Annotated in this window: 4 protein-coding genes; 3 read left to right on the top strand and 1 reads right to left on the bottom strand. The window is 71.9% G+C overall.

From position 1 onward, the window contains the following. Window positions 1-27: 27 nt before the first annotated feature. From ACTHNQ_RS16665 to ACTHNQ_RS16655, 3 genes are all read left to right on the top strand, one after another. Window positions 28-1,230 carry a cation:proton antiporter gene (locus ACTHNQ_RS16665; RefSeq protein WP_440335074.1) on the top strand — a complete coding sequence of 401 codons (1,203 nt, stop codon included), beginning with the start codon at window positions 28-30 and terminating at the stop codon, window positions 1,228-1,230. After that, on the top strand, window positions 1,227-1,703 hold the full coding sequence (locus ACTHNQ_RS16660; protein WP_440335073.1) for a glutaminase: 477 nt from the start codon (window positions 1,227-1,229) through the stop codon (window positions 1,701-1,703). Before ACTHNQ_RS16665 ends, ACTHNQ_RS16660 begins: the two co-directional genes overlap by 4 nt. 81 nt (window positions 1,704-1,784) lie before the next feature. Then, the gene (locus ACTHNQ_RS16655; protein WP_440335072.1) at window positions 1,785-2,585 is read left to right on the top strand and encodes a TspO/MBR family protein; all 801 of its coding nucleotides are present in this window, start codon (window positions 1,785-1,787) and stop codon (window positions 2,583-2,585) included. A 1-nt stretch (window position 2,586) separates the two neighbouring features. Here the strand turns inward: ACTHNQ_RS16655 and ACTHNQ_RS16650 are convergent, their stop codons facing one another. Then, entirely contained in the window at window positions 2,587-3,330 is a 744-nt protein-coding gene (locus ACTHNQ_RS16650) for a glutamine amidotransferase-related protein (RefSeq protein ID WP_440335071.1), read from the bottom strand. Between the last annotated feature and the right edge of the window lie 209 nt (window positions 3,331-3,539).

Raw genomic sequence — 3,539 nt, 5'->3', positions numbered from 1 at the left:
GGGGCCCCGCGTCGCTAGTCTGATCGCGTGGAAGACGTGCATCCGCTGACCCTGCTGATCATCCCGCTGCTGGCGGTGCTGGCGCCCCTGCTCGCCCGCGGGCTCGGGCGCTGGGTCCGCATCCCGGTGGTCGTGTTCGAGCTGGTGCTCGGCATCCTGGTCGGACCGTCGGTCCTCGGCTGGGCGGTGCCCGCGCCGTTCGTCGACACGCTCTCGGAGTTCGGCCTGGCGATGCTGTTCTTCGTCGCCGGCACCGAGATCCAGTTCGCGTCGTTCCGCGGCCGGCTCGGCAAACGCGCGTCGCTCGGCTGGCTGATCAGCCTCGTCGTCGGCGTGGCGGCCGGCTTCGTGCTCGCCCCCGGCGAGGCGGCGATCGTGATCGGCGTCGCGCTGTGCTCGACCGCGCTCGGCACGCTCCTGCCGATCCTGCGGGACGCCGGCGAGCTGCGCACGCCCTTCGGTCAGGCCGTCGCCGCGATCGGCGCCGTCGGCGAGTTCGGCCCGCTGATCGCGATCTCGCTGTTCCTCGGCGGGCGCAACCTCGGCACCGCGACGATCGTGCTCGTCGCGTTCGCGGTCGTCGCGGGGCTGGCGATCTGGCTGGCGTTCAAGCTCCCGCGTGGGGCGATGCACGAGTTCGTCAGCTCGACGCTGCACACGTCGGGCCAGTTCGCGATCCGTGTCGTCTTCCTGATCCTCGGCGCCCTGGTGGTGCTGAGCATCGTGTTCGACCTCGACATGCTGCTGGGGGCGTTCACCGCCGGCATCATCTGGCGGCTCCTCATGCGAGATGCGTCCGAGGAGGACCGCGAGGCCGTCGAGAGCAAGATCGAGGGCGTCGCCTTCGGGTTCCTCGTGCCCATCTTCTTCATCTACACGGGCGTGACGTTCGATCTGAAGTCGCTGCTCGACCAGCCGGTCCTGTTCCTCCTCGTGCCGGTGGTGCTCGTGGTGCTGTTCCTCGCCCGCGGGCTGCCGTCGATGCTGGCCGCCCCCGAGGGCTCGTCCCGGCGCGACCGGCTCTCGATCGCACTCCTCGGCGCCACGGGTCTGCCGATCATCGTGGCCGTGACCTCGATCGGCGTCGACGAGGGAATCCTCCAGACGAGCCAGCAGACCGTCCTGGTGGCCGGCGGCATGCTGTCGGTGCTGCTGTTCCCGCTCATCGGCATGTCGATCCGCGGCGAGAAGGTGAAGGCGTCGACGGCCTTCCAGGACGACATGGCGTGAACACCGCCGGACTGCTCGACGCCGCCCGCGCCCGCCTGACCGCGGAGGCCGCCCCGCGCGAGGCTCTCGGCGAGCTCGTCGTGCCGCGGCGCATCCTCGGCGTCGCACGTGCCGCGCGCATCGAACGGCGCGGCACGGCGTGGCACCTCGGTGCGCTGCTGCTGACCGACGACGCCGTCCTCGCGACGGGCGAGATCGTGCGCGCCCGGCAGGAGGCCCGCCGCGGGTACACCGCGGAGTCGCAGCGCCAGCGTTCCGAGCTCGCGTTCGCGGCGCGCCGCGGCGGGTTCGCCGAAGGTGAGACGGTGCATGTCGGCTGGCGCGCGCTGCGCCTCGACCCCCTGGACGCCCCGCTCGCCGTGCAGGACGGCATCCCGAGCATCCGCTGGAGCGCCGCGGGCGCGCTCATGCCCCTGCAGGTCTACCTCGACGAGCGCGTCGCGCTGCTGATCGACCCGCCCGCCGGCGCCTAGCGGGGCGCCCGGCCTATCCCCTGCGAGACGGGCTGTCAACATGCTCACCGTCGTTCGCAGGCTCCCCGTACTGTGGGCGGCATGAAGGCTCAGGACCTGGCACGGCAGATCGTGGTGATCGCTGCGTTCTGCTTCATGATCATCGCGGCGATGGTGGGCACCGGCGTGTTCGGCGGCACGTCGGTGCAGGACCTGCAGGGCGGAGCCCTGGATCAGGACGGCTCGTACCTGGCGCCGGCTCGTCCCGCCTTCGCGATCTGGACCGTGATCTACGTCGGCCTGCTGGCGTACACCGTCTGGCAGGCCCTGCCCCGACAGCGTGCGAGCGACCGGCAGCGGGCGCTCGGCTGGCTGATCGCCGGCACCATGGTCCTCAACGGTCTCTGGCTGGTCGTCGCGCAGTTCGGTTCCCTCGCACTGACCGTGCTGGCCATCGTCGTGCTGCTCGCGGTGCTGGGCATCACCTTCCACCGCACGGTCGACGAACCGGCGGACGGCTGGGCGGACCGCCTGCTCGTCGACGGCGTGACCGGCCTGCACCTGGGCTGGGTGACGCTCGCGACCGTCGCGAACATCGCGGCCTGGCTCACGTCCGTCGGCGAGCCGGGATGGGATGCCGCCGCCGACCTGTGGGGGATCGTCGTGCTGCTCGTGGTCGCCGTGATCGGTCTCGGCATCGAGGCGGCGAGCCACTGGCGGATCGCCCCCGCCCTCGCCCTCGCGTGGGGACTCGTCTGGCTCGGCGTCGCCCGCCTCACCGGCGAGCCGTCGAGCACGGCCATCGGGGTGACGGCGATCGTCGTCGCCGTCGTGATCATCGGCGCCGCGGTGATCGGCGCCGCGATGCGCACCTCCATCGAGGTCCGCAACGCCGAGGCGTGAGTCAGCGCGGGGCGAACCGCGTCGCGAAGGCGCGCAGCAGCCGGGCCGGTTCGGTGATGGATGCCGCCAGCACGCGCCCCGCGATGGCGTCGTAGTCGCTCGACTCGAAGTAGCCGTCGTCCCGGTACACGGCCATGCGCTCGGTGAACGCCTTCGCCGTCGGCTCGGGGTGGAACTGCGTCGCGTACAGGCGGTCGCCGACCCGGTACGCCTGGACGGGGCATCCGTCGTTCTTCGCCAGCAGCACAGCGCCGGGCGGAAGGGCCTCGGTGCCCTCCTTGTGCGCGGTGAGCGCCGTGAACCGGTTCGCGAGCGACCCGAACAGCGGGTCGGCGGCGGCCTCGGGAGTCAGGTCGACCGCGACCGGGCCGGTGTCTTCGGGGAACGCGCGGCTCACGGTGCCGCCGAGCGCCCGCGTGGCGATCCCGATGCCGTAGCAGGTGAACAGGGCCGCAGGGCCCTCGCCCGGGGCGACGCGCTCGGCGATGCGCGCCAGGTCCGCTTCGAGCCGGCGCTGCGCCTCGGTCTTCGTCGACTCGGGGTCGGCCACGTTGAAGGGGCTGCCGCCGACGACGAAGCCGGCGTACCGGTCGAACACGTCGTCCGGCAGCGTTTCGCGCACCAGATCGTGCCGGTCGAGGGCGCCTTCGTCGAGGTGCATCGCGGTGCGGAACGACTCGTATTCGGCGGCGGCCGCGCCCACCTGCGGGCGCACGCAGACGTAGAGGAACGAGGCGGACGTCATGCCCGAATTCTAAGTGGCGGGACCCCCGCGTGACATCGGCCGCCGGCATCCGGAGAAATCCGTCCGGCGATGTATCAACGACCCTCTATCGCGCTCGGGCATGGTGTGGACAGAATTGGCGCTATGACGCAGCCGGGCGCCGAAGCATCCGTCGACTCCGTGGAGCCGGCGCGATGGGAGCGCGCGGCTGCGCTGTTCGTGCGCTGGCG

The sequence above is a fragment of the Microbacterium sp. genome (genome assembly GCF_051953575.1).
In the GTDB taxonomy this organism is placed as follows: domain Bacteria; phylum Actinomycetota; class Actinomycetes; order Actinomycetales; family Microbacteriaceae; genus Microbacterium.
This window is presented reverse-complemented; position numbering and strand designations above follow the sequence as displayed.

Bases quoted from the DNA above. Each gene is read 5' to 3' on its own strand.
- ACTHNQ_RS16655 (WP_440335072.1), top strand. From the start codon at position 1,785: ATGAAGGCTCAGGACCTGGCACGGCAGATCGTGGTGATCGCTGCGTTC.
- ACTHNQ_RS16650 (WP_440335071.1), bottom strand. From the start codon at position 3,330: ATGACGTCCGCCTCGTTCCTCTACGTCTGCGTGCGCCCGCAGGTGGGC.